At 63.8% G+C, this 22876-nt stretch carries 22 protein-coding genes; 11 read left to right on the top strand and 11 right to left on the bottom strand.

What is annotated here, in order from left to right:
• Positions 1 to 56 precede the first annotated feature (56 nt).
• Genes BMY06_RS38960 through BMY06_RS26205 form a run of 3 tightly spaced genes read right to left on the bottom strand, consistent with a single transcriptional unit; the run spans position 57 to position 1602 of the window.
• Entirely contained in the window at positions 57 to 512 is a 456-nt protein-coding gene (locus tag BMY06_RS38960) for a hypothetical protein (protein WP_124263175.1), read from the bottom strand.
• Entirely contained in the window at positions 478 to 1065 is a 588-nt protein-coding gene (locus BMY06_RS26210) for a glycoside hydrolase family protein (protein WP_080180386.1), read from the bottom strand. The genes BMY06_RS38960 and BMY06_RS26210 overlap by 35 nt, the downstream gene beginning before the upstream one ends.
• Complete coding sequence (locus BMY06_RS26205) at positions 1066 to 1602, bottom strand: PAAR domain-containing protein (protein ID WP_074986204.1); 537 nt, start codon at positions 1600 to 1602, stop codon at positions 1066 to 1068.
• A gap of 707 nt (positions 1603 to 2309) precedes the next feature.
• On the opposite strand from BMY06_RS26205, the gene BMY06_RS26200 reads away from it, so the two are divergent.
• The 5 genes from BMY06_RS26200 to BMY06_RS26180 all read left to right on the top strand — a co-directional run bounded on the left by BMY06_RS26200 (position 2310) and on the right by BMY06_RS26180 (position 7817).
• The gene (locus BMY06_RS26200) at positions 2310 to 3269 is read left to right on the top strand and encodes a substrate-binding domain-containing protein (protein ID WP_074986203.1); all 960 of its coding nucleotides are present in this window, start codon (positions 2310 to 2312) and stop codon (positions 3267 to 3269) included.
• A complete protein-coding gene (locus BMY06_RS26195) occupies positions 3266 to 4159 on the top strand; it encodes a LysR substrate-binding domain-containing protein (protein WP_074986201.1) in 894 nt (297 codons plus the stop codon). The genes BMY06_RS26200 and BMY06_RS26195 overlap by 4 nt, the downstream gene beginning before the upstream one ends.
• 140 nt (positions 4160 to 4299) lie before the next feature.
• Positions 4300 to 5454 carry a methionine aminotransferase gene (locus tag BMY06_RS26190; protein ID WP_074986200.1) on the top strand — a complete coding sequence of 385 codons (1155 nt, stop codon included), beginning with the start codon at positions 4300 to 4302 and terminating at the stop codon, positions 5452 to 5454.
• 29 nt (positions 5455 to 5483) lie between these two features.
• A complete protein-coding gene (locus tag BMY06_RS26185; protein ID WP_074986198.1) occupies positions 5484 to 6272 on the top strand; it encodes an ABC transporter substrate-binding protein in 789 nt (262 codons plus the stop codon).
• 354 nt (positions 6273 to 6626) lie between these two features.
• Positions 6627 to 7817, top strand: coding sequence for a glycosyltransferase family 4 protein (locus tag BMY06_RS26180; RefSeq protein WP_065060552.1), 1191 nt, complete (start codon positions 6627 to 6629; stop codon positions 7815 to 7817).
• A 57-nt stretch (positions 7818 to 7874) separates the two neighbouring features.
• On the opposite strand, the gene BMY06_RS26175 is transcribed toward BMY06_RS26180, so the two are convergent.
• A complete protein-coding gene (locus BMY06_RS26175; protein ID WP_080180385.1) occupies positions 7875 to 8999 on the bottom strand; it encodes a GNAT family N-acetyltransferase in 1125 nt (374 codons plus the stop codon).
• Between the two features lie 389 nt (positions 9000 to 9388).
• On the opposite strand from BMY06_RS26175, the gene BMY06_RS26170 reads away from it, so the two are divergent.
• Positions 9389 to 10840: an MFS transporter gene (locus BMY06_RS26170; RefSeq protein WP_065060551.1), complete on the top strand. Its 1452-nt coding sequence runs from the start codon at positions 9389 to 9391 to the stop codon at positions 10838 to 10840.
• Between the two features lie 80 nt (positions 10841 to 10920).
• Here the strand turns inward: BMY06_RS26170 and BMY06_RS26165 are convergent, their stop codons facing one another.
• A complete protein-coding gene (locus tag BMY06_RS26165; protein ID WP_065060550.1) occupies positions 10921 to 11142 on the bottom strand; it encodes a hypothetical protein in 222 nt (73 codons plus the stop codon).
• A gap of 95 nt (positions 11143 to 11237) precedes the next feature.
• Positions 11238 to 12098: a LysR family transcriptional regulator gene (locus BMY06_RS26160; protein WP_074986196.1), complete on the bottom strand. Its 861-nt coding sequence runs from the start codon at positions 12096 to 12098 to the stop codon at positions 11238 to 11240.
• Positions 12099 to 12246: 148 nt separating this feature from the next.
• Here BMY06_RS26160 and BMY06_RS26155 point away from each other — a divergent pair, with 148 nt between their 5' ends.
• A complete protein-coding gene (locus tag BMY06_RS26155; protein ID WP_065060546.1) occupies positions 12247 to 13644 on the top strand; it encodes a DHA2 family efflux MFS transporter permease subunit in 1398 nt (465 codons plus the stop codon).
• A 324-nt stretch (positions 13645 to 13968) separates the two neighbouring features.
• Positions 13969 to 15366, top strand: a complete 1398-nt coding sequence (locus BMY06_RS26150) for an MFS transporter (protein WP_074986192.1) — start codon at positions 13969 to 13971, stop codon at positions 15364 to 15366.
• Between the two features lie 102 nt (positions 15367 to 15468).
• On the opposite strand, the gene BMY06_RS26145 is transcribed toward BMY06_RS26150, so the two are convergent.
• Together BMY06_RS26145 and BMY06_RS26140 are read right to left on the bottom strand one after the other, a co-directional pair.
• Complete coding sequence (locus BMY06_RS26145; protein ID WP_065060544.1) at positions 15469 to 16785, bottom strand: dicarboxylate/amino acid:cation symporter; 1317 nt, start codon at positions 16783 to 16785, stop codon at positions 15469 to 15471.
• Between the two features lie 841 nt (positions 16786 to 17626).
• On the bottom strand, positions 17627 to 18223 hold the full coding sequence (locus BMY06_RS26140; RefSeq protein WP_074986191.1) for a carbonic anhydrase: 597 nt from the start codon (positions 18221 to 18223) through the stop codon (positions 17627 to 17629).
• A gap of 385 nt (positions 18224 to 18608) precedes the next feature.
• Between BMY06_RS26140 and BMY06_RS26135 the strand changes: the two genes are divergently transcribed.
• Both BMY06_RS26135 and BMY06_RS26130 read left to right on the top strand, forming a co-directional pair.
• Positions 18609 to 19607, top strand: coding sequence for a GlxA family transcriptional regulator (locus tag BMY06_RS26135; RefSeq protein WP_074986189.1), 999 nt, complete (start codon positions 18609 to 18611; stop codon positions 19605 to 19607).
• A 126-nt stretch (positions 19608 to 19733) separates the two neighbouring features.
• Positions 19734 to 20375, top strand: a complete 642-nt coding sequence (locus BMY06_RS26130) for an HD domain-containing protein (RefSeq protein ID WP_074986188.1) — start codon at positions 19734 to 19736, stop codon at positions 20373 to 20375.
• Positions 20376 to 20536: 161 nt separating this feature from the next.
• Here BMY06_RS26130 and BMY06_RS26125 read toward each other — a convergent pair whose 3' ends face one another.
• The 3 genes from BMY06_RS26125 to BMY06_RS26115 are packed head-to-tail and all read right to left on the bottom strand — an operon-like array spanning position 20537 to position 22483.
• Positions 20537 to 21250 carry a phosphoribosyltransferase gene (locus tag BMY06_RS26125; RefSeq protein WP_074986186.1) on the bottom strand — a complete coding sequence of 238 codons (714 nt, stop codon included), beginning with the start codon at positions 21248 to 21250 and terminating at the stop codon, positions 20537 to 20539.
• A 15-nt stretch (positions 21251 to 21265) separates the two neighbouring features.
• Positions 21266 to 21781 (bottom strand): BCAM0308 family protein, encoded by a 516-nt coding sequence (locus BMY06_RS26120; RefSeq protein ID WP_074986185.1) that lies wholly within the window; start codon positions 21779 to 21781, stop codon positions 21266 to 21268.
• Positions 21782 to 21829: 48 nt separating this feature from the next.
• Positions 21830 to 22483 (bottom strand): dienelactone hydrolase family protein, encoded by a 654-nt coding sequence (locus BMY06_RS26115; RefSeq protein ID WP_074986183.1) that lies wholly within the window; start codon positions 22481 to 22483, stop codon positions 21830 to 21832.
• Between BMY06_RS26115 and BMY06_RS38955 the strand changes: the two genes are divergently transcribed.
• Complete coding sequence (locus tag BMY06_RS38955; protein WP_124263173.1) at positions 22448 to 22822, top strand: hypothetical protein; 375 nt, start codon at positions 22448 to 22450, stop codon at positions 22820 to 22822. The genes BMY06_RS26115 and BMY06_RS38955 overlap by 36 nt on opposite strands.
• Positions 22823 to 22876 lie beyond the last annotated feature (54 nt).

Below are 22876 nucleotides of genomic sequence, written 5' to 3'. Positions count from 1 at the left end.
CATGTATGCCTACACCTGGAAGCGGGGCATTGAATTAGCGGAATCAATCGTCAATGTCAGCCTGTTTTGATAGACAAAAGATTTCGCAAAAATTCATTCTCCTGTTTTCGAATTTGATATCGACAACTGGACTCCATAGCGTCATACATATCAACGTGATTTTTGTTCACGTCAACAATAGCCCAATCCAGAGCCAACCGTGGAGCAAGCGCGCAGCCTTTCATGGCCACGTCTTCGGCTCTTATGTATCTATCCAGCCTCGCTTTCGTGTCTGCCTTTATTCCGGACGATGATTTGATCGACGCAATCAATTTTTGATTTTCCGATTCGAGTGATTTTGTGTGTCCACCATAGCAATCAACGTCACCCAAACCGCCGCCACCTACGTATTGCAGGCAATTGGAGTAATTTACATTCTCATCGGCCTGTACGTTTTGCATAACTACCAAAAACATCAACAGAACGAAAATAATAATTTTATTCAATTGCGCCCCCCGGCCCGTGACGCGCATCGTAGTTTCCATAGCGGAACAGGCGTGCCTCAAGCGCCCGACGCCACTCGATCCCATGCGCTCGGTATGTTCGTATGAAATTGGGAACGCCTGTATATACGCCTTCATTGACCTTATCCGCTATACCATTGAATCCGTTACCGCCACCGGCATTGAACGCGATGCTAGCTAAAGCGTCGAATTCATGTTGCATTAGCGGGACGTGAATTTTTCGATTGACTGCCGAGGTCGCTTCACGTTGATTTTTCTTCGAGAGTTCGCGCGCCCGCTCGACCGAAATCGTATCGCCTACATGTAGGTGATCTTCTGGCAAAACCTTATGACCGAATCCAACTGTAGGAAACCCCTTGCTGTCGATGTAGACTTTTAAGATCATCCCATCAACGACGGGCATTCCCTGATAGGTGCCATTCAGAACCCCACTCTCGCATACTGCCACGAATGCTAAACCATCGTTTGAAAGTGTCCAAGGCTTGCATAGTCTGTCTGATTGCACGGTAACGCATGAATTCGGGTCCGCGTTGGTTACTGAACTTCCAAGTGCGTCAGGCATTTATATTTCCTCTCTGTGCCCAATATAAAACCGGATCGGTTGCGCGCTATCCGTCGCGTAGCGCGCGGTGCGGCCATGCTCGTCAGTGGTGCCGTGTTCAATCTCGCCCGTTGATAACCGCAGCGTGTAGTACGTATCGCGCATCGGCTTTCCTGCGCGATCGCATAGCCTGAATCGTTCGTGGTGTGTGGCGCGCCGTTCGCCCTGTGACGCCACCAGGCTCGCGGCATACCCCATGTCCCCCCATTCGTCTTCCCAGCTGTGAGAGGCTCTTGTTTGCGATGCGCTGAATACAGGCGGCGGTGAACACTTGCAGATGCAGATATCGCCTTCCAGCGCCTGTTGCTTGCCGAGCATCGTTGCCGGATGGTGCGGTCCTACCGACTCGATGTAACCGCTCGATTCATAGCCTTCGCACCAGACCTTTGCGCCGATAAACGCAATCGGTATACCGTGGTGCGAGCAGTTTTCCGCTCCCTCAAGGACAACGCCGCCTGCCGTAGATTTGTCGCCTAGCCTTAACAGAAAACGCCTCATGTGCGTGCCTCCGTTCGATTGCAGCTACGGATACTGTGCAGATACACGACCGGCACAGTCGCGGCGGACCATCCGCCGCTAACCGGCAATCGTCGGACTGCGCAAGCGAGCAGACCATCAGACAAGCTTTAAAATGGGGGTTGATTTAGTCGATTTGCATCACGAACGGAACGCAATTTGACATCCGACAAATTCGGCTGGCATCGCGCTTTATTCGGATCCCAGAACGTCGTTCGAATAAATGAACCGGCCCGAAACAGCCGATTTTTTTGCTTCTTCGACTGCTCAAGACGCTCAGGGTGTCTTTCATCATGCGCGAGCAGTATTGAGCGCTTCCGGCTCGACGCGCCACGCCTCTGAACGCAGCGGTATGTTTGCGTTGTAAGTGCTGCTCGCACAACGCTTCGGCGAAACGCACTTCCTCACCTGCGCAGCGATTCTCTCGAAGGTCACGCCGTATCCGATGTTCCTGCTAGTGCAGGCAAAAAGCCTCTTCGCTATGGTGGCTGGCATCGCGTTCGCGATCTTCTCGCTGCTCGGGATCGTCGAACTGTGCCGCTACAAGCACACCACGCGAAACCACCACGCCCACTTAACAAAAGCGCCAGGCGCCACCACCGCTCGCTTCCCCGCCTCGCCAGGCGCGCGCCAATCGCGTAAACTCCGGGCCATCCGAACCTGCTTTTCGGCATCCGGCCGAACCCGCCATGCACGAGCTCACGCGCCGCCGTTTCCTGATCGCCAGTGCCCTGGCGGCCTGCGGCGCGGCTTCGCCCTTCGCGCGCGGCGCGGGTCGCGACATCACCGTCGCGCTCGTCCTCAAAGCCGGCAACGATCCGTTCACCGCCGCCATGATCGCGGCGGCCACCGCCTTCCAGGCGCATTCGCCCTATCCGTTCAAGCTGATCGTGCGCAGCACCGAAGGCGAGACCGACGTCTCGCAGCAGGCTGCCTACGTCGAATCGCTCGCCGCGAAATCGGTCAGCGCCATCGTGCTCGCGCCCGCCGATTCGCGCCGCCTCGTGCCCGCCGTCGCAACGTGCGTACGCCAGGGCGTGCTGGCCGTGACGATCGACAATCCGCTCGACGCGGACGCACTGCGCGAAGCCCGGCTCCACGTACCCTTCGTCGGCCCCGACAACCGGCGCGGTGCGCGGCTCGTCGGCGACTATCTCGCGCGGCGGCTGCATGCGGGCGAGCGCGCCGCCATCATCGGCGGCGTGGCGTCCGATCGCAACGCGCAGCAGCGCGAGGTGGGTTTTCGCGAGGCGATGCGGGCCGCTTCGGTGAGAATTGTCGACGCTCAGCCCGGCGACTGGGACTACGCCAAGGGCCGCGCCGCGGCCACCGCGATGCTCGCCACGCAGCCCGGCCTGCGCGCGCTGCTGTGCGCGAACGACAACATGGCGCGCGGCGCGGTGGACGCCGTCAACATGGCGCATCTGCGCGGCCGCGTGCTGATCACCGGCTACAACGCCAGCGCCGCCATCAAGCCGATGCTCGCCGATGGCCGCGTGCTCGCCACCGTCGACCAGTTCGCGGACAAACAGGCCGTCTACGGCATCGACGTCGTCTTGCAGGCGCTGATCGAGCAGCGTCGCCAGGACGACCTGCCCGACCGGGTCGAGACGCCGCTCGTGCTGGTCACGAAGGACAGCGCGTCATGAGGCGCCTGCCGCCGCTCAACGCGCTGCAGATCTTCGAAACGGTCGCCCGTTACGGCAGTTTCACGCGCGCCGCCGAACATCTGTGTCTCACGCAGGGCGCCGTCAGCCGCCAGATTCTCGCGCTCGAGGAGTATTACCGGCTGCCGCTGTTTCGCCGCTCGCCGAAGGGCCTCACGCTCACCGCCGAGGGCGAGCAGTTGCTGCCCGCCGTGCGCGAGGGTTTCGGGCGCATTGAGGAGGTGTCGATGCGGCTCACGCGGCAGCGCGGCGAACTCGCGCTCAAGATGCCGACCTGCGTGATGCGCTGGATGCTGCCGCGCATCACGCGCTTCCAGACTGAGCACCCTGAACTCCAGGTGCAGATCACCACGACCTGGCAGCACGAAGTCGACTTCCAGGCCGAGCCCTTCGACGCGGCCATCATCTACGGTCCGTCGCCGGGCGCGGACGTGCACGCGGTGCCGCTGTTCGACGAATACCTCACGCCCGTGTGCACGCCGGAATTCCTGCGCAGCCATCCGATCGCGCACGCCGACGACCTCGCGCACCTCACGCTGCTGCATCCCACACGCGATCACGCCGACTGGAAGCTGTGGCTCGCCCGCGCGGGCGCGGCGCACGTCGACGCCCATCGCGGCCCCACCTTCGAATCGCTCGATCTCGCCACCAGCGCGGCGATGCAGGGCTTCGGCGTGGCCATCGGCGACCGCACGCTGGTGAGCGAGGACGTGGCCGCGCAGCGGCTCGCGCAGCCGATCGACTTCGCGGTGGCGACAGGTTCGCGCTACTACTTCGTCTATCCCGACTTCGCCGCGCAGCAGCCGAAGATCCAGCTATTCAGCGCGTGGATGGAACGCGACCGCGCGCACGGCGCGGCGCCGTCTGCCTGAAGCCGAACCAGACCGCCAGCGTCCGTGCGAACCCGGCGCAGGCGGCCCATGAGCCGAACGCATGGCGCACATGAGAAAAATTCGATTGCCCCCGCGCGGGCTTTTAGGCCAAATAGCCGTTTTTCTCCCATTTCCGGACGATGCACAGCGCCGCCTCCTCCCGCTCGAAGCTGCCCGACGTGGGCACCACGATCTTCACCGTCATCGGCCAGCTTGCCGCCGAACACGACGCCCTGAATCTCTCGCAAGGCGCGCCAAACTTCGCGCCCAATCCGCAGTTGATCGACGACGTGACCGCCGCCATGCGCGCGGGCTACAACCAGTACGCGCCGATGGCGGGCGTGCTCGCGCTGCGCGAAGCGCTCGCGGCCAAGTACGCGGCGCTCTACGACGCGCACTACGATCCCGCGAGCGAAGTGACGGTCGTGGCGAGCGCGAGCGAGGGGCTCTATTCGGCGATCAGCGCGCTCGTGCACGCGGGCGACGAGGTGATCTACTTCGAGCCGTCGTTCGACAGCTACGCACCTATCGTGCGCCTGCAAGGCGCGACGCCCGTCGCCATCCAACTCGCGCAGCCGCATTTCCGCGTGAACTGGGACGAAGTCGCCGCCGCGATCACGCCGCGCACACGCATGATCATCGTGAACACGCCGCACAATCCCACGGCGACGGTGCTCGGCGCGCAGGACATCGCGCGCCTCAAGGCCCTTACGCGCAACACCGACATCGTGATTCTCTCCGACGAAGTCTACGAGCACGTGGTGTTCGACGGCGCGCGCCATTGCAGCATGGCGCGCTACACGGAGCTGGCCGAACGCAGCGTGATCGTCTCGTCGTTCGGCAAGTCGTATCACGTCACGGGCTGGCGCGTGGGCTATTGCCTCGCACCGGCCGCGCTGATGGACGAGATCCGCAAGGTGCATCAGTTCATGACCTTCGCCGCCGACACGCCCATGCAGCACGCGTTCAGCGCGGCGCTCGCCGATGCGTCCTCGTATCTCGACCTCGGCGCGTTCTATCAGCGCAAACGCGATCTGCTCGCGCACGCGCTCGCCGGTTCACGCTTCGAATTGTTGCCGAGCGAAGGCAGCTTCTTCATGCTCGCGCGCTTTCGCGCCTTCTCCGACGAGCGCGACAGCGACTTCGTGCTGCGCCTGATTCGCGACGCCCGCGTGGCGACTATTCCGCTGTCCGCGTTCTACACCGACGGCACCGATCACGGCGTCATTCGCCTGAGTTTTGCGAAGGATGACGAAACATTGCTCGAAGGCGCGCGCCGCCTTTGCACGATTTGAATCACTCAAGACCCGGCCAGGAGATCACGATGAAGCCCCTCACCACGCTGCTCGCGCTCGCGTGCGCATTCGCCGCGCTGCCCGCGCTGCCCGCATTCGCCGACTCCGGTTCGCTGCGCTTCGGCGTGGAGGCGCAGTATCCGCCGTTCGAATCGAAGGACGCCAACGGACGCCTGCAAGGCTTCGACATCGACATTGGCAATGCCGTCTGCGCGCGTGCGCAGCTGCATTGCGCGTGGGTCGAAACTTCATTCGACGGGCTGATTCCCGCACTCCAGGGCCGCAAGTTCGACGCGATCAATTCGGCGATGAACGCCACCGCGCAACGCCGTGAAGCGATCGACTTCACGACCGTGATCTATCGCGTGCCGAGCCGCCTGATCGCGCGCACGGACAGCGGCCTCGTGGCCACGGCGGCGTCGCTCAAAGGCAAGCGCGTGGGCGTGCTGCAGGCGTCGATTCAGGAAACCTATGCGAAGACGCATTGGGAACCGGCGGGCGTGAACGTGGTGCCGTACCAGGACCAGAACCAGATCTACGCCGATCTCGTGTCCGGCCGGCTCGACGGCACGCTGCTGCTCGCGCCCGCCGGTCAGAAAGGCTTTCTCTCGCAGCCCGACGGCAAGGGCTTCGCGTTCGTGGGCGAACCCGTGCGCGACGACAGGATCCTCGGCAACGGCGTGGCGTTCGGTATCCGCAAGGGCGACGCGGCGCTGCGCGAGCGTCTGAACACGGCGATCGCGAAGCTCGAAGCGGACGGCACGGTCAACACGCTCGCCCGCAAATATTTCGGCGATATCGACGTCTCGCCGAAGTAAGCGCGATCGATCGCGCTGCGGCCGCCGTCGCGGCAAGCGCATGCGGCAAGCCGGCACGGCGGGGTCACACCATCGTCGCCGGCTCGTCGTCTTGCAACGTAACGCCGGGGCGCCAGCCTGCCCCGGCGCTTGCCTGACAAAACGCGCCGCGCGAGGCGGCGCACCGCCCTAGCCCGATCGATTCGGACAAACCCTCGCCGCTGACAGCCAGTACGGCGTGGCGCGGCGCTGCGGCGCCGCACGCGCGGTTACGATGACGTTACAGGCGCGACAGCCTCGGACCGCTGATCGCGGAACGCAGGCGCGTGGCGCGGCGGACGTCCCTGCCAACTCAATCGTGAGCGGTCATTGTCCATGCGCATTCTCTTCGTCGTCGGCAACCTGGGCGACTACCACGTGCCTCGCTACGAAGCCCTCGTCGACGCCGCGACCCGCAGCGGGCACGACGTGTCGCTGCTCGAAGTCTTCGCGCGCTCGGGCGTCTACGGCTTCCCGCAGGAGCGCCGCGCGGCGTTCTTCGCGAACCGGCCACCGCACGCCATCACGCTCGTCGAAGACGGCTCGGACAGCGACGGGCTCGGCCTGCGCGACTGCTCGCGCCTCGTCGCGCGGTTGCGCGCGTTCGCGCCCGACGTGGTCATCACGCTCGGCTACAACACGCAGTATTCGGCGCTGCTGTGCGCGCTGCGCCATCTCACGCGGCGCTTCAAGCTCATCTACATGTCCGATTCGAAAGCCGACGACGGCGTGCGCAGCGCCGCCAAGGAACGCCTCAAGCGGATGATCGTGAGCCGCTTCGACGGCGCGCTCGTCGCGGGCGAACGGCACCGCCGCTACGCGCTCTCGCTCGGCATCCCGATGACGCGTTCGCGCATCGGCTTCGACGTCGTCGACATCGACTATTTCGCGCGCCTCGCACAACGCGCGCGCGACAACGCCCGCAGCGTGCGCGAACGCTACCGCCTGCCGCCGCGTTTCCTGCTGTGCGTGAGCCGCTTCGTGGCGCGCAAGAACGTCGACGTGCTGATCGACGCCTATGCGCAAACGGGGCTGCGCGAGCGCGGCATCGGCCTCGTGCTCGTGGGTCAGGGGCCGCTCGATGCGGCACTGCGCGCGCGCATCGCCGCGCACGGACTCGACGCCGACGTGTCGATCCTCAGTTCGCTGCCGAATCACGAAATGCCGAACCTCTACGCGCTCGCGGACTTCATCGTGCTCGCGAGCGAATTCGACCAGTGGGGATTGTGCGTGAACGAAGCATTCGCGGCGGGCTGCCCGGCCATCGTCACCCGCACCTGCGGGGTAGCGGGCGAGATCGTGCACGACGGCGTGAACGGTTTCGTCGTCGAGCCGCGCGACGTGCGCACGCTCGCGCAGCGGATCGGCCAGCTCGGCAGCGACGGCACGTTGCGCGAGCGCTTCGCCAATGGCGCGCGCGATGCGATCCGGCGCTGGTCGCCCTTGCTGTTCGCTTCCAGCGCGCTCGAACTCGCGCAGGCCACCACGCGTCGCGCCACGCCGCACGCGCAGCACGAACTGGTTTGATTCAATCGTCTGCATTCACGGCGCGCCCGGATCGAACGCGCCGCATTCCCAACGTCCTTATAGATTCGGTGCAAACACGGAACCCGGCGCGAGCCGCCGCTTGAGCGTGCGCGCCAGCAGATACGCGGTGCCATGCCGTTCGACGCCGAGCCGCTGCGTGAGCGTCGCGCCAAAACCATTGAGAAAGCTGAATGTTGACGGGCTCGAAAAACCGTCGAAATCGAAGATGAGTCCGCTTTCGATCGCGCGCTGGATGCCGCTCCAGATCAGCAGACTGATCGAGCCGCAATGCGCCTCGGGCATGCGCGACGAAAGCAGAAAATACATCGCCTGCTGATCCCACACGAGACCGATGGCCGCGACGAGCTTCGCGCCCGGCCCATACGCGCCCAGCAGCGTGCCCGACTTGCGTTCGACGAACGTGTTGACGAGCTGGCGCATGACCGCGCTGCCATAGGCGTTGCTGCGCGAGCGCGCGCGCAGATTGTCCTCGTAAAAGCCGAGGAATTCGCCCGGCGTCGCGATGGGCGCGACGGTCAGCTCGCGCGCCGCGCCGCGAATCACGTTGCGCGTCTTGCTGTCGAGCCGCGACCATGCCTCGTCCTGCGTGCATTGCGCATCGAGACGGAAGGTGTAGCGCGCCGACACCGTATAGCCGCGCAGCGCGAACGCGATCGCGTCGTCCACGCGCGGATCGAGCACCTGGAAAAAGCTGTCACACGCAGGCAATTGCTCGATCAGCCGCGCCGTCACTTCGAGCTGATGACGACGCTGACGCGCCGCGCTGCCCGTGACCGGCGCAATCACCGGACCGAGCGTGCGCGTGAGCGGCGGCAGATGCGAAATGCGCCACACGCGCCGGCGGATCAGCGCGTACGGCATTTCGCCGAGCACCGCGTCGTCCTGCTTGACGGTCGCGAGCGCCCAGTTGCCTTGCGTCGCGATGTCGAGCCACCAGCGTTCGTGAAAAATCGAATGCGCGCGCGCGAACTTCGACTCCACATCGGCCGACGACGACGCGGCCGACGCGGCCGACGCAACTTCGCGCGCGCGCGCCTGCCTCGATAGCCTGGCGAACGGCTGCGGTTGTGGCGACGGCTGCGATTGCTGCGGCTGCGGCAGAGATAGCGGGGCAATCTGCGGCTGTTCCCCGAACACCAAGCGGTCTCTTATGGTCGTCATCGTTCACCCGTTCTCATTCCGCGCTGCCACCCGTATTGCAACGCGTTGTCTCCGTGCTGTCTTCAAGCTCGGCTTTCAGCCTCGGCTTGGGTCTTTTGATCTGAACTTTGCTGTGCGCTTCGGCTTCGGTCTGCGCGAAAGCGCGATGTGCGGCGGTTTTTCCGGTGATCAGTCTACGGGCTGACGGCTGGCCTTTTACGCCAAGATTTAGTCCGCGCGGACATGAATGCACCGCAATGGCTCGCTGCGGCGCGACGCCCGCATTCCATTCCCACGCCGGTTCTGTTCTATGTCTGACATTAATGGCGGCGTCTACTGGATCGCCCGGTCATCGACCGGCGCGCGCCGCACCCGCGCACCGGGTCGCGCTTCCAGACGACAGGAACGACATGACACGCCATTCGCCCCATGCACCGGCACGCGCGACATCGGCCAACGCCGCCGCGCGGCTCGAACGTCTGCCGTATTCGCCGTATCACCGCACGATCTTCCTGATCATCGCGGTGGCGTTCTTCTTCGATTCCGTGGATCTCGGCACGATGACTTTCGTGCTCGGCTCGATCAAGACCGAGTTCGGCCTGTCGAGCGCGACGGCGGGACTCGTGGCGAGCGCGAGCTTTTTCGGCATGGTGCTGGGCGCCGCGCTCGCGGGCCTGTTGTCGGACCGATTCGGCCGACGGCCGGTCTTCCAGTGGAGCATGGTGCTCTGGGGCGCGGCCTCGTATCTGTGCTCTACAGCACACAGCGTCGATGCGCTGATCCTCTGGCGCGTGCTGCTCGGCGTCGGCATGGGCATGGAGTTCCCCGTCGCGCAAACGCTGCTTTCCGAGTTCGTGCCCGCCGCGAAACGCGGCCGCCTCGTCGCGCTGATGGACGGCTTCTGGCCGCTCGGTTTCATCGCCGCGGGCGTCGCCTCGTATTTCGTGCTGCCGCATTTCGGCTGGCGCACGGTGTTCGCGCTGCTCGCGATTCCCGCGCTGTTCGTGCTGATTGTGCGCCGCATCGTGCCGGAGTCGCCGCGCTGGCTCGAACATCGCGGCCGCAGCGCCGAAGCGGATGCCGTCACCACGAAGATCGAAGCCCAGGTCATGCGCACGCTCGGCGTCGCCACGCTGCCCGCGCCTGCGCGTCAAACGTCCCCGGCAGGATCGGCGCTGAACCGGCCGCACGGCGCGTTCCGCGAAATCTGGAGCGCCGCGTACCGGCGCCGCACGATCATGGTCTGGGCGCTGTGGTTCTTCGCGCTGCTCGGTTTTTACGGCCTCACGTCCTGGCTCGGCGCGCTGATGCAGCAAGCGGGCGCGACTGTCACGAAGTCCGTGCTCTATACCGTGCTGATTTCGCTCGGCGGCATCCCCGGCTTCCTGTGCGCGGCGTGGCTCGTCGAACGCATCGGCCGCAAGCCGACCTGCGTGGCCTCGCTCGTCGGCGCGGGCGCGATGGCGTGGGTCTACGGACAAACGGCGCTGCATCTGCAAAGCGCCGCGCTGCTGATCGGCTCGGGGCTCGCGATGCAGTTCTTCATGTTCGGGATGTGGGCCGTGCTCTACACCTACACGCCGGAGTTGTACGGCACGGGCGCGCGCGCGACGGGATCGGGATTCGCCTCGGCGATCGGGCGCGTCGGCTCGCTGATCGGCCCGTACGCCGTGGGCGTCGTGCTGCCGGTCTTCGGACAAAGCGGCGTGTTCACGCTCGGCGCGCTGTCGTTCGTCGTCGCCGCGCTGGCCGTGGCGGTCATGGGCATCGAAACGAAAGGGCTCTCGCTCGAAGCGCTGGCCGAGGACGATGCCGATGCGCCCGTGCGTGCCTATGCGGCGCGCGCGGGGGAGTCAGGCTGAATCGGGCTGAGTGGGCTAAGTCTGGAAAACGGACGTTTGCAACGCGATGCGCGGGCCGCGAGCCCGCGCGCGATGCACGTTCAGGCCGCGGGCGCTTCCGGCAACTCGCCGTGGCCCTTGAGCGCGTCGTAGAGATCGGCGAGCGGCACGTCGCCCGCTTCGCGCTTCAGGTAGAGGCTGAACGCGCGGTCGTAAAGCTCGCGCCCTTGCGGCGCGTCGAGCGTCAGATCGAAACATTCGAGAACGAATTCGGCAATCCTGTCCGCGTCGACGAGCAGACGCTCCGCTGTTTTTCGATCCATATCATTCACCTGCCGCTAATACCTGATGCCAGGCGGCGGATCTTACACCAGACGCGCGTGCGGCGCGCGCCCGATCGTGCGGAAACGGGCGCGCCTCATTCGCCGATCCACGAGCCACGCAGATCGCTGTCGTGCAGCAATTGCATCAGCGTTTGCGCGGGACGGCTCAGGCGCTTCGCCGCGAGCGCGATGAATTCGACGTCCGGCAACACCGGCAGGCTCGCGACATTGAGCGGCGGCGCGAGACCGCGCGCCGCCAGGTACTGCGGCCGCACCGTGATGCCCAGACCGCCGCGCGCCGCCGCCACGCAGCCCGAGTGACTGCTGCTCGTGCACACGATCTGCCAGCGAAAGTCGGTTTGCGCGAGCGCGTCGAGCACCACGGCGCGCGTGACGCTCGGCTCGGCCACGAGATTGAGCGGCAGCGGCTGCGTGAGATCGACCATCGTGCCGGTGCGCGCGAGCCATTCGAGCCGCCCGGTGAAGAGCGCCACGCCGCGCTTGTCGCCGAGCCGCCGCTTGCCCACCATCAGGTCGATCGCGCCCGCGTCGAGCAGCTCGTAAAGCCGCCCCGTCATGCCGATGATGATTTCCAGCTCGACGTCCGGATGCGCATTGCGAAACGCTGTGAGCACGGTGGGCAGCGGGCCGAGCGCGATGTCGTCGGAGGAACCGAGCCGCACGCGGCCCTTCAGGCGCGGCGCGCGGAATTGCGATTCGGCGCGGTTGATCGCCTGGAGGATCGCGCCCGCGTGCGCGAGCATGGCCTCGCCGTCGGGCGTGATCGCGAGCGTATGGGTGTCGCGCACGAACAGGCGGCGGCCGATTTCCTGTTCGAGCCGGCGAATATGGTCGCTCACGCTCGACTGCGTCAGGCCGAGTTGCCGCGCCGCAGCAGTGAAGCTGTGGCAGGCCGCGACAGTCGCGAAGGATTTGAGCCAGGTGGGATTGAGCATGCCGCATTGTTATCGGCAAAACCGATAACAGTCAACGTCCTGAGTGGGGTTCCCGATTGCCCGCGATGACAATATCATGGCGTCATTGCAGATTTCCGCGCTGCGCGCCCGTGTTTCCCCACCGTTCGCGCCCCGCCAAGACGTTCCCATGAACAAGGATTCAAGCCAGACGGCGCTGCTGTGGATCGTCGCCGCAGGCTTTTTCATGCAGGCGCTGGACACGACGATCGTCAACACCGCCCTGCCTTCCATGGCGCACAGCCTCGGCGTCAAACCGCTCATGATGCAGCCGGTGATCGTCGCCTACACGCTCACCATGGCCATGCTCACGCCCGCTTCGGGCTGGCTCGCCGACCGCTTCGGCACGCGCCGCGTCTACTTCACCGCCATCCTCATCTTCGTGCTCGGCTCGCTGTGCTGCGCGAGCGCGCATACGCTCGGCGAACTCGTCATTGCGCGCGTACTGCAAGGCGTCGGTGGCTCGATGCTGATGCCGATCGGCCGCCTCGCCGTGCTGCGCGCCGTGACGGGCGAGCAATACGTCTCCGCGCTCGCGCTGATTTCGGTCGCGGGCCAGGTCGGTCCGATCGTCGGCCCGACGCTCGGCGGCTGGTTCGTGCAGGCCATCACCTGGCACTGGATCTTCCTGATCAACGTGCCGATCGGCGCCGCCGGTCTGTTCATGGTGTGGCGCTATCTGCCGCGCAGTTCGGGCACCGCCGCGCCGCCGTTCGACGTGATCGGCTGCGCGCTGGTCTCGCTGTGCATGATTGCGTTTTCGCTCGCCTTCGACGCGCCGGTGCAGACGCATCGCGCAGCCTGGTCGGCGGGACTCTTCGCGCTCGGCCTCGCCTCCGCGTTCGCCTACGTGCCCTATGCGCGCCGCCGCCGCGATCCGCTTTTCAAGCTTGCGCTGTTCGGCGAGCCCAACTTCAGCGTGGGTCTGATCGGCAATCTCGTCTGCCGCGTCGGTTCCAGCGCGGTGCCGTTTCTCGTGCCGCTGCTCATGCAGCTCGAACTCGGCTACACGCCGCTGCATTCCGGCCTCATGATGCTGCCGGCCGCGCTCGCGGGCACGGTCGCCAAACGCTGGATCGCGCCGCTGATCCGCCGCTACGGCTACGACACCTTCCTGCTCGTCAACACGCTGATCGTCGGCGGCTCGATCGTCGCGTTCGCACTGATTTCGCGCGGCACGCCGGTCATCGTCTCACTCGTCGTGCTGGCGATCTTCGGCGCGGCCAATTCGATGCAGTTCGCGGCGATGAACAGCATCACGCTCAAGGGTCTCTCGCACGAAGACGCGGGCAGCGGCAACAGCCTCTTTTCGATGGTGCAGATGCTCGCGATGGGCCTCGGCGTGACCATCGGTGGCGCGCTCGTGAGCCTCGTCGCCGCGCATTGGGACTCGGTGGCGCTGGGCTTTCGCGTGAGCTTCGCTTCCGTGGGCGCGATCACGCTGATCTCCGCGCTGATCTTCCGCGGCATCGAGGAAGCGCCGCCGGCGCGCGCGACGGTGAAAGCCGTGGCGGCGGGCGGTCGATAGGCGCAACGCCAGGCATCGCGCCAGACCTCACGCCAGACCTCACGACAGGCATCGCGCCGCGCAGGCGCGATCTCCCCGATCAAGCGCGTTTGCCGCGCAATGGCCCAACAGCGGCATCGGGCAATCGACGCTCGAAACGCCGCTGCTCGCGCTTCTCTTTACGTCCCCGCGCGACCGACGATCCCCGCCGCCCGCCTTCAAGCTGGGTTTCAACCAGGTGCCGTGAAGCGCCGCCTCAATTAAGCTGCGGCATAACTCCTGCGCGCTCATGCTCGCCCGCGCCAGGTCTCACTGCTCGCACCTGAAACTCATAAAAGGAATTCGATGTCGACTCCAACATCGGCGGAGATCGCGGCCCGCCTCGACCGGCTGCCGCCGTCACGCACCGTCTGGACCATGGTGATCCTGCTGTCGCTCGGCGGCGTGTTCGAGTTCTACGACCTGTTCTTCACCGGCTACGTGGCGCCCGGCATGGTCCACGCCGGACTCTTCACGCCCGAGTCGCTCGGCTTCTTTTCGGCGCTGGGGCCGTTGAAAGTGGCGGGCTTCGGCACCTTCGTATTCTCGACCTTCGCGGGTCTCTGGGTCGGCGCACTCGTGTTCGGCCAGGTCGCGGACCGCTTCGGCCGACGCATGATCTTCACCTGGTCGCTGATCTGGTACATCGTCTGCACGGCGATCATGGCGTTCCAGACCACCGGCCTCGCGCTGAACATCTGGCGATTCATCGCGGGCATCGGTATCGGTATCGAACTCGTGACGATCGACACGTACATCTCCGAGCTGATTCCGCGCGGCGAACGCGGCCGCGCCTACGCGCTCAATCAGGTCATCACGTTCTGCGCGGTGCCGGTGGTCGCGTTTCTCGCCTATGCGCTCAAGGACACACAGCCGCTCGGCCTCGACTACTGGCGCGTCGTGATCCTGATCGGCTCGCTGGGCGCGATCGTCGTGTGGTTCGTGCGCCGACGCATTCCCGAAAGCCCGCGCTGGCTCGCGCGCAACGGCCGCGAAGCCGACGCGGAGCGCATCGTCGCCGATATCGAGCGCCGCGTGCAAGCCGAAACCCGCACGCCGCTGCCCGCGCCCGAGCGCGCCGCGCCGGAAATTGCCGGTGCCGGCTCGCTCACCGAAGTGCTGAAGCCGCCGTATCTGCGTCGCACGGTCATTCTCTCGATCTTCAACATGGCGCAGGTGATCGGCTTCTACGGCTTCGCCGCCTGGGTGCCGACGCTGCTGATCGAGCGCGGCATTCACGTCACGCAGAGCCTCGCGTATGCGTTCGTGATCGCCATCGCGAATCCGTTCGGGCCGCTCATCGGCTTCTGGTTCGCGGACAAGCTCGAACGCAAGACCCAGATCGTCGGCGGCCTGCTGATCATGGCCGTGGTGATCGCGCTGTTCGCGCAGGCTTCGCAGCCGTGGCTGCTGATCGTGCTGGGCGTGCTGTTCACGCTCGCCGCGAACATCATGTCGTACGCGTATCACGGCTACCAGGCCGAGCTGTACCCGACGCGCGTGCGGGCGCGCGCCGTGGGTTTCGTCTATTCGTGGAGCCGCATCGCCGCCGCGTTCGCCGGGCTGGCGATCGGCATTCTGCTGCACCACTATGGCGTGCCGGGCGTGGCGATGTTTATCGGCGTGTCGATGCTGGTGGGGATCGTGATGGTGCTGCTCGGACCGGCGACGCGCGGACGTTCGCTCGAAGACATCAGCCGCTAAACGGCAAGGTAATAAAAAACGGCGGCGCCGCGTGATGCGGGCCGCCGTTTTTTATCCGGATGATCTTGATCGACGATTAATTCGGATTACGTACGATACGGATTACGTCGTCACGCCTTCGACCAGACCCGCGCCGGCATGCGCTTCCTCTCGCGCAGTCGCGAGCGCTTCGTACTCGTCCTCGCTCAACACCGGGCCAAGCTGGCCTTCCCACTTCGTCACCACGGCGGCGGCCACGCTGTTGCCGAGCACGTTGGTCGCCGTGCGCCCCATATCGAGGAACGTGTCCACGCCCATGATGAGCAGCAGACCCGCTTCGGGAATATTGAATTGCCCGAGCGTCGCCGCAATCACGACGAGCGACGCTTTCGGCACGGCCGCCATGCCCTTGCTCGTGAGCATCAGGATCGCGAGCATTGCCGCCTGATCCATGAACGACAGGTGAATGCCATACGCCTGCGCGATAAAGAGCGTGGCGAAGGTGCAATAGATCATCGAGCCGTCGAGATTGAACGAATAGCCGAGCGGCAGCACGAAGCTCGAAATGCGGCGCGGCACGCCGCTGCGTTCGAGTTGTTCGAGCAGCTTCGGATACGCCGATTCGCTGCTCGCCGTGCTGAACGCCAGCAGCATCGGCAGACGCACCGAGCGCACGAGTCCGAACACACGGCCACCGATCACGAGACCGCCCGCCGCGACGATCGCGCACCACAGCAGCACCAGCGCGCCAATGAACACGCCCATGAAACGCCCGTAGCTGAGCAGCACGCCCAGACCCTGAATGGCCACCACGTGTGCGAGCGCGGCGAACACGGCGACCGGCGCAAACGCCATGACGTAGCCCGTCACCTTGAACATGACCGCCGAAATCTGTTCGAGCAGTTTGACGATGCCCTTCGCCTGCTCGCCGATCGCGATGATGCCGAGGCTGAAGAACGCCGCAAACACCACGATCTGCAGGATTTCGTTTTCGGCCATGGCCTGCACCACGCTCTTGGGCACCAGATGCGTGACGAACTCGCGGATCGAAATCGCGCCCGCCTGAATGCCGGTGGCGGCGTGCGAATCGGGCAGAGGCAGATTCAGCCCCGCGCCCGGTTGCAGCCAGTTCGCGACCAGCGCCCCCAGCAGCAATGAAACAAAGGTCGCGCCGAGAAACCACGCGAGCGTGCGCACGCCTACGCGACCGACCGCCTTCGCGTCGCCCATCTTCGCGACGCCCACCACGAGCGTGGCGAACACCAGCGGCGCGACGATCATTTTGATGAGCCGCAGGAACAGGTCGGTGACGAGCGCGAAGCCGTCTGCGACCGACTTCAGGCTCTGCGCGTCGTCGATCGCGCGATGACAGCCGTAACCCACGGCAATCCCCAATAGCATGCCGATCACGATCCAGCCGGTCAGCTTCGTACGTTTCATTGCGACACTCCTTTTTGGCCGCGCAGACGAGCGGCCGGCAACAGGCTTACGAATACATTTGTTGCAACACTGTACTTTGTTGCACCAGTTGTTGCAAACCTGTCAAAAACCCTGGTGTGGCGGAATGTCGGGTGTTGGTGAGACGCAAACCCATGCTGGTTTGGTGCAGACAACCTTGGCTTGACGATTTGCGACAAACAAAGTTGACCATCGCTGTGAAGCTCACCACGCAATCGGCGGTTATTCTGAAACCCCAAAAAATCCTTTTATGCCGATTACAATCTCAATGTTGGTGTGAAATTATTATTCACTTTGAACATCTCAATTCTGTTGGCGACTCAGCGCAAGGTTTAACCAGGGGGATCGTTCCGGTCTCTACATGTTCTAAAGCCGATGCTCCACCGGTGGGCGGCGTCTCAGCAGGAAAAAGCACTCAGTTCGACCCGCGCCCATGCGATGCAATGCGCATGAGGCTGCATCCGCATTACACAAATAAACGGTACTCAAACGTTTCTAAATATGGACGAAAGCTTTTCGGGTTGCTAAATTGAACTGTGATTGCGTTTAGACATTCCGCAATCATCGGCGCCTCAGCGCCGGCGTGTGTGCTAGCCGCCGCTTCTGGCAGAAGTGGCGGCTTTTTTCAACGAGCCCAGCTACGTTTCGAGATGTTGAAACGGTATCTGAAGCCACACCGGCTGAAGTGCTGCCTGCTGTTTGAACATCGGCGATGTCTACGAATGCTCCGTCGTTTTAATTAAATATCTACACAGGCCGATACATTGCAATTCAGGAAGACGCGGCCGGCGGCGATCCCCCATGCGCGGCCCCGAAGCCGGCTTCAGGCCGGAATGTCGCGCACCACCTCCGTCAATTTTCCCGAATTGATCTCGTAAAAGAAACCGTAAAGCTTGACGTTCGCCGGAACGGCTGCGCTGTCGCGAAGTAAGCGGACATCGTGTTTGATCGAATCTTCGAAGTTCGAAATGGCGAGGCTATCGTGATCGAACAGCGTTGAAATATCGGCATGGTGATGATGATGAAAATCATCAACGAGGTCTTCAGGTTCGAAAGCCGTAGCGCCGCAAAACGAGTGATGCACCACAACGACATTTTGAACCTTGAAAAGGTAGTCCATCGTGGCGACCGACTGCAAAGCCGAAAGCGCGCGCCCACCCGCGTTAGACACCGCAAACAACGTACGCGTGTTACCGATGCGGTTGCCCGCTTCGTCGAGAATGTTCTCACCGGGATAAACCTCATCACCGAAATAGTCCGCGACAGCCTGCGGTATTTCAGATGCCCTCGGATCAAAGCAGTGGACCACGATCGTCTTCATCGGAATGAAGCGACTGAATCCCTGAAAATTTGACCGATCGAACCACGCCGCGTCAAACCACGGCTGCTTCCTGAATTCGAATTCGCTGTATTGGCTCATTTTCCTTGCTCCATTTTCCACATTCATGGACTGATGCGATTAGCTGAATCACTATAGGATCATTGATCGATGTGCCGCAGACATTCACACCTCGTTTTCTGCCAGAACGCTAATTCGTTCTGGGCAAGACCTCGTTTTCTTTTCCCGCTCACTCCGAATCGGCCGCGATATCCGCCTGCTTTCGCACCGCAGACCTCGCGTAAGACCTGGCGGCGCGCCCGGACATTGGCAGAAAATGAGGTATGGTTGGCCTTGCGCCGCTACGCCGGATTCCGGTAGCGTGTGCGCTGGTCCACGGCCGGCCGCCATAGCCAGGTCTTGTCATGGCCCGCATAAGGCTGGGTCCGGTTCGATCGGCGATCCCCGTACTTTGATACGTCAGCAAATGTCCAGAACCGACAATCCGGATGGTCGAGCGCCGCGCAAGGTTGTCATCGTCGCCTATGAAGGCGCCAAGCTCCTGGACATATCAGGTCCATTGCAAGCTTTCAGCGATGCCTGTTTTGACGACGGTCGCTCCGCGTATCAGGTCGTGCTGGCCTCCGAGTCAGGCGGTTCGGTGCGGACGGACACGCGTGTGAAGCTTGAAACGGAGTGCATCGATGACACGATGATGGACTCTGTCGACACGTTGCTCATCGCCGGCGCCGACCTGATCATGCCCGCCGCCGCGACGGCATCGCTGCGTGCAACGCTGGCGAACTATCTGGAACGACCGCGTCGGCTCGGTTCGGTGTGCACGGGCGCGTTCGTCCTCGCGCAACTCGGCGTCCTCGATCATCGGGATGTGACGACTCACTGGGCAGCCTGCAACCGGTTGAAGCAACAACATCCGGCTATCAACGTGAAGCCCGACTCGATTTTCGTCACGTCCGGCCATATCTGGACGTCCGCCGGCGTCTCCGCCGGGATCGACATGGCGCTGGCCATGATCGAGGACGATCTGGGCCATCTCGCGGCGCTCAATGTTGCACGCGGCATGGTTCTCTTTCTCAAGCGACCCGGTGGCCAGGCGCAGTTCAGCATCGAACTGCGCCAGCAGATGCGCGACGCGCGCGGCCGGTTCGAAGACCTCCATGACTGGATTCGTACCCATCTGGACGCGGACCTGTCCATTCCCGCACTCGCCGACGCCGCACGGATGAGCCCGCGCAACTTTGCTCGCGTCTATCTTCGCGAAACCGGGGAAAGCCCGGCGAGGGCGGTAGAGCGACTGCGCATCGAAGCGGCCAGACGTCTACTCGAGTCTGCGCACGAGCCCATCCAGGTCATCGCGCGCAGGACGGGTTTTGGCGACGACGAGCGTATGCGCCGGGCCTTCACGAAAGTGTACGGTGTGGCTCCGCAAGACTACCGCCGACGCTTCGGACCGCCAAAGGCATAACACGCACGAGAAGCCTCACGCCGGCATGCCGACGACGAGCCATCGGCCGGAAACGAGGTGTGTTTGTCATTGCTGACGGGTTCGGTACGCCCTATCTTCGTCGTACCGAACATTCAAGGATCCTGTATGAAACACCCTGTCACCGTCGGAGGCATAACGGCTCCTGATTCCGAGCTTGCACGTCGAGCAGCCGCGCTCGCCGAATCAGCCCACACGAAGCCGCTTTTGAATCACGTTCACCGGACGTGGTGGTTCGCGGAGTTCATCGGAAAAAAGCGGCAGATGAAATACGATCGTGAGCTCGTTTATCTCGCATCGCTGCTTCACGATCTCGGGTTGTCGGCGCATCACGCGGCAGATAAACGCTTTGAGGTCGATGGCGCCGACGCGGCGAGCAGGTTCCTGCATGCGCATGACTATCCGAAGGCGAAAGTCGATGTTGTCTGGGATGCGATCGCGCTTCACTCATCCGCGGATATCGCCGATCGCCGGGAGCCGGAAGTCGCGCTCGTGCACTTCGGCGCCCACGTCGACGTGATGGGACTCAGGATGGACGAGATATCTCCGCAGTTGATCGACGACACCCTCGCGCTCTATCCCCGGCTCGGCTTCAAACAGGCGTTCACGCAGGCACTCGCCGAAGTGGCGAGACGGAAACCCCATACTGCGATTGGAACGGGCTTGGCCGACATTGGACGTCGCCTCGCGCCGGGCATTGAAATCCCCGATGTCTGCGATCTGCTGCTCGCCGCGCCGTTCGAAAGCTAAGCTGACGCAACGAGATCAAGCAGCAACCCGCGAGGCCGCGGCCCATGTCTTGTGATGGGGCGGCAATCGTGATCGGTTCGATAGCGCCTACGCCTTTGCCTTATCCGCGTGATTTCCGAGCGCATACCGTCCCTGCCCTCCTTGCTGCCACGGCCGTCCGCTCAGTCCGGCCTGCCGTCGGGAGGCAAGGGCCGCGCGCCGGCGGCATCGCCGCATGCAGCCGAAAGCTGCCACTCCTGCGCGGCGTCCAGACAAGCGCGAACTTCGTCATCGCCGGTCTGGGAAAAGTCCGCGTAAAACTGCCCGATGCCCATGAAATGGTACGGCTGCATCACGCAGACAAAATCGTCCGCCTCCTCGGTGAAGCGCGCTTCGGCACCGACCGGACAGACCGGGACCGCGATGATGAGCGCTCGCGGCCGACTCGCGCGCAGCGCCTTGAGGGCCACATGCATGGTCGCGCCCGTTGCGATTCCGTCATCCACGACAATAACCGTCTTCCCGAGCACCGCCACAGGCGGCCTTTGTCCCCGGTAAGCCGACTCACGGCGCTGCAGCTCGATGCGCTCGCGCGCAAGGGTCTCGGCGAACCGCGCTTCGCTCACGCCAAGCGCGCGCATCACTGCGTCGTTGACGTAGAGCGCGTCGCCGCTCGCCACGGCGCCCATCGCCAGCTCAGGGTTATAGGGCGCCCCGAGCTTGCGCACGATCAGCACGTCCAAGGGACATCGCAAGGCCCTCGCTACTTCGTAACCAACCGGCACGCCACCTCGTGGCAGCGCCAGCACCACGACATCATCGCGGCCTGCGTAGCGCTGGAGCGCCGTTGCAAGCTGTCTGCCGGCATCGGCACGATCGCGGAATACCTCGCTCATGATCTGGCGTCCTCTTCAGGGCCGGCTTTCGTGGCTCCATCGGGCACGCAACAGCCGTTCGCCGTCGCGATATTCGATCGAGAGTCTGCCGTGGTGCGCCCGCAGCATCGCTGCGGTGAGCTTGCGGAGCACATGCGGGCCCGTCGTCGAAACGCGCACGCCATCGGACTGGACCTGTATGTCCATGATGCGTTCGAGCGCATGCAGGCCTGCTTCGTTGCGCGCCTCGCGGGAGAGCAGCGCGACGACCTGATCGAGGTGCGCGTTCAGATAGTCGCAAGACTTGAGCCACAACTCTCCCGCCGGCGCGTGATCCTGAATCCTTCGACAGGCGGGACACAGAAGTTGTCGGGTCACTTCCGCGCTGGCGCTCCAAATCCACCGGCCATTTTCGTAGATAGCGCCACATTCGCGGCAGCCCGTGCCGCTCATCACGCGGGCGGGGGCGCGATAGCTGTCGTTCGTGTGCGGTTGCAGTCGCTTGTCGCGACGCATTCCAGTCGCCGCGCTTTCGTTGCGAATCGGGTTCATATCGGTTCACTCACGTCGGGAAAATTGGATGGCAAACGAACGGCGCGTTCAATTCGGCTCGCACGCACCGAGCCAGCGCTCGAACCATTCGTTTGCGAGGCAGGTGACTTCCTCAAGCGCGCCCGGCTCCTCGAACAGATGCGTCGCGCCGGGCACGATCTCGATTCGGTGCTCGCAGGTCATTTGCGTGGCGGCCTTGCGGTTCAGGCGCAGGACGTCCTCGTCGAGGCTGCCCACGATCAGCAGCGTGGGCGCCTTAACCGAGGCCAGTGCCGTTCCCGCGAGATCCGGGCGGCCGCCTCGACAGACGATGGCCTTTACCCAGCCGGTCTGCGCGGCCGCAACGAGCGCGGCGGCCGCGCCCGTGCTGGCGCCGAAAAGACCCAGTGGCAAGGATGCGAAGTCGGGCGATTCCCGCAACCAGACGAGGGTCGCGGCGAGCCGCCGCGCGAGCAGCGAGATATTGAAGCGATAGGTGCCATCGCCGTCGTGCAATTGCTCCTCGGCGCTGAGCAGATCGAACAGCAACGTGGCGAAGCCCGCGCCATGCAAGTCAGCCGCCACCTGCCGGTTGCGCGGGCTGAATCGACTGCTGCCGCTGCCGTGCGCGAATACCACGACGCCGCGGGCGTGGCTGGGTATTTCCAGTAACCCGCCCAGCGCCACATGATCGACAGGAATCTGCACATCCTGCATTTCCATCTGCATCTCCAGGCACGGCAGACGTATGCGGTTTGCACCGCGCTCGTGTTCATCATCATCGCCGCGTTAGCCGGCCGATTGACTTCGATCAATTGCTCGTGGCAAGGAGAAAGGGCTGCCTCCGGCAAAGCCGTGCTCATCCGGATAGCAGCGAAGCCTTCTGAGCACCGCTGCCTGCAAAACGTCGTGCAGCGCAAGCCGGCAGTCCCGCTCAATGTCTGCAACGCTGAATCCCTCTCACGGATTTCCTCCGATCCACCTGTCGCCGTCTTTCGCCGGCTCCTTCAAGTTGAAGTTGATCAATCGCGCGCCCTGACTCCGGCCCTACGGGAGAACTGACCTGCATCAACGCGCCTGCGACACGGCCGTCCATGCTGTGATCGAGTGAGGAGG

Source organism: Paraburkholderia tropica (assembly GCF_900109265.1).
GTDB lineage: Bacteria > Pseudomonadota > Gammaproteobacteria > Burkholderiales > Burkholderiaceae > Paraburkholderia > Paraburkholderia tropica.
This window is presented reverse-complemented; position numbering and strand designations above follow the sequence as displayed.